The sequence below is a fragment of the Streptomyces sp. CO7 genome, assembly GCF_053474865.1.
Genome location: NZ_JBRIOU010000002.1, coordinates 1,080,144 through 1,083,028 on the forward strand (window position 1 = coordinate 1,080,144; position 2,885 = coordinate 1,083,028).

The 2,885-nt window shown below is 72.8% G+C and carries 2 protein-coding genes and 1 pseudogene; all 3 read left to right on the forward strand.

Features of this window, described 5'->3' with window-relative positions; all coding sequences use genetic code 11:
* Positions 1-217: pseudogene (locus ACOV8S_RS06900) on the forward strand (alkanal monooxygenase); the annotation flags it as partial.
* 121 nt (positions 218-338) lie between these two features.
* Positions 339-1,979, forward strand: coding sequence for an ABC transporter substrate-binding protein (locus ACOV8S_RS06905; protein WP_448316719.1), 1,641 nt, complete (start codon positions 339-341; stop codon positions 1,977-1,979).
* Positions 1,976-2,885 (forward strand): ABC transporter permease (locus ACOV8S_RS06910; protein ID WP_448316721.1); only part of this gene is annotated, 910 nt, incomplete at its 3' end. The genes ACOV8S_RS06905 and ACOV8S_RS06910, both read left to right, overlap by 4 nt.

Sequence of the window (2,885 nt, forward strand, 5' to 3'; positions counted from 1 at the left end):
GTTCCTGGACGATCTGGTGGAGCCCCAGCTGATCGGCTCCCCGCACACCGTGCGCACCAAGCTGGCCGCGCTGGTGGAACGCACCGGCGCCGACGAGGTGATGGCGCTGACCGTCGTGCACGGACAGGACGAACGCCTGCGCTCCTTCGAACTGCTCGCCGAGGCGGCCGCGGACGTCCCGGCGGGCACCGTCGGGAACGCCACGATCCGGCGGTGACCCCAGGGCCGCGAGGGACGCGTCCCGGCCAACGGGACGCGCCCGGCGTCGCCTTCAGGCCGACTTTAGACGCATGCCGAGAGTGGATACCGTCCCGCACCCCCGGCTTCCCGGAGTACCCATGCAATCGCGCCGCACCGTCCACAGAGCCGCCCTGCTGTCCGCCTTCGTGCTCGCCGCGGTGACGGCCTGTTCCACCGACGGCGCCTCGGACACCTCGGCGGCGGGCGCGCCGCGCTCCGGAGGATCCCTCGTCTACGCCGGCGAGCAGGAACCCGACTGCTGGGACCCGCACACCAGCGCCCAGGACGTCACCGCCTTCGTCCAGCGCCCCGTCTTCGACTCGCTGGTGTACCAGACGCCCGACGGCGAACTGGAACCCTGGCTCGCGGAGAAGTGGACCGTCGGCGACGGCGGGAAGAGCTACCTCTTCACCCTGCGCGAGGGCGTGACCTTCACCGACGGCACCGCGCTGGACGCCGCCGCCGTGAAGGCCAACTTCGACCACATCACCGCGAAGAAGACCCAGTCCCAGTACGCCGCCGGCCTCCTCGGCCCGTACAAGGGCGTCACCGTGCGCGACGAGCGGACCGTCGAGATCCGCTTCAGCCGCCCCTACGCGCCCTTCCTCCAGGCGGTCAGCACCACCTACCTCGGCATCCAGTCCCCGAAGGCGCTCAAGAAGGGCGCCGACCAACTGTGCGCCGGCACCGCCTCGGTGGGCTCCGGACCCTTCAAGGCGAAGTCCTACGTCCGAGGCCAGCAGCGCGGCTACACCCGCAACCCGGACTACCGGTGGGCGCCCGCGGGAGCCGGGCACAGCGGCCCCGCCCGGCTGTCCTCCTTCACCATCCGCTTCATGACCGAGGACGCCACCCGCGTCGGCGCCCTCACCTCCGGTCAGGTCGACGCGGCCGCCGCCCTTCCGGCCCAGCAGATCGCCACCGTGCGGCGCGACGACCGGCTCGACGTCGTCACCCAGGCCGTACCGGGCGCGGTCGACGCCTTCTACCTCAACACCAAGGGTGACCTGTTCTCCGACGTCCGGGTGCGCCGCGCGTTCCGCCACGCCATCGACCTGGACACCGTGGTCGACTCCGTCTTCCAGGGCACGGCGACCCGCGCCCACAGCACCCTCTCGCCCACCACGCCGCACAGCTACGACGCCACCCTGGAGAAGCAGGACTCCTACGACCCCGACCGCGCCGCCCGGCTCCTCGACGAGGCGGGCTGGACCGGCCGGAACGCCCAGGGGTACCGGACGAAGAACGGCCGCACCCTCACCGTCGTCGCCCCCGTCTACGGCAAGCCGAGCGTCTTCTCGCAGGCCGTACAGGGCGACCTGAAGAAGGCCGGCATCAAGCTCGACCTCGCCGCCTCCACGGACGCCACCGAGGTCTCCTCCCGCCTCGACGAGGGCCGCTACGACGTCGTCGAGATGTCCTGGGCACGCTCCGACGGCGACATCCTCAGCCACTTCTTCCGTTCCACCGAGTCCTCCGCGGGCGGCGGCCACAACTTCTCCCGCCTCGACGACCCCCAGGTCGACGAGTGGCTGGACGAGGCCCAGCGCGCCCAGGACCCCGAGGTGCGCGCCGCCGCCTACGCCAAGGTGCAGCGCCGCACCCTCGACCAGGCGGTCGTCGTCCCGGCGTACGTCGAGCAGTCCACGGTGGGAGTCGCCGAACGCGTCCACGGGCTGCGCCTGAGCACCTCCGCCTGGCCCGAGTTCTACCCCGCCTGGGTGGAGGACGGCCGATGATCCTCCTGCGCCGCGCCGGCGCCCGGCTGGGCGCCGCGGTGCTGGTCGTGTGGGGCGCAGCCACCTGCGCCTTCCTCGTCCTGCAACTGGTGCCCGGCGACCCCGTGCACGCCGTCGTCGGCTCCAACGCCCTGGTCTCCCCCGAGCAGCGGGAGGAGATCCGGCACCACTACGGACTGGACCGCCCGCTGCCGGTCCAGTACCTCGCCTACCTCGGGCGGCTGCTCGGCGGCGACCTGGGCGACTCCTACCAGCTGCAGCAGCCGGTCGCCCAGGCGCTGGCGCAGCAGCTGCGGCCGACCGTGGAACTCGCCGTGGGCGCCACGCTGGTCGCCGCCGTCCTCGCCCTCGCGGTGACCGTGGCCACCTCGGGCCGGGCCCACTGGCCGCGCCGCCTGTCGGGTGCGGCGGAACTGGTCCTCGTCTCCACCCCGTCCTTCTGGCTGGGCATCGTCCTGCTGACCTTCTTCTCGTTCCGGCTCGGCTGGCTGCCGGTGTCCGACGGCGGAAGCCTCCGGTCGCTCGTCCTGCCGGTCCTCACACTGGCGCTGCCCATCGCCGCCGTCCTGATCCAGGTGATGCGTGAAGGCCTCCTCGACGCGCTGCGCGGGCCGTTCGTCCTGACCGCCCGGGCCCGTGGGCTCACCGAGTCCGCCGTGCGCTCCCGCCACGCCCTGCGGCACGCGGCGCTCCCCGCGCTGACCCTCACCGGCTGGTTCACCGGAACCCTGCTGGGCGGGGCGGTCGTGGTGGAGAACGTCTTCGCCCGTCCCGGCATCGGACGGATCACCCTCCAGGCCGTCAGCGGCCGCGACCTGCCGCTGGTCCAGGGCGTGGTGACCCTGTCCGCCGTGGTGTTCGTCGCCGTCAGCGCCCTGGTGGAACTGCTCGCGGCGGCCGTGGACC

What these genes read in the sequence shown, in the direction of transcription:
- ACOV8S_RS06905 (WP_448316719.1), top strand. Translation starts at nt 339, where the DNA reads ATGCAATCGCGCCGCACCGTCCACAGAGCCGCCCTGCTGTCCGCCTTC.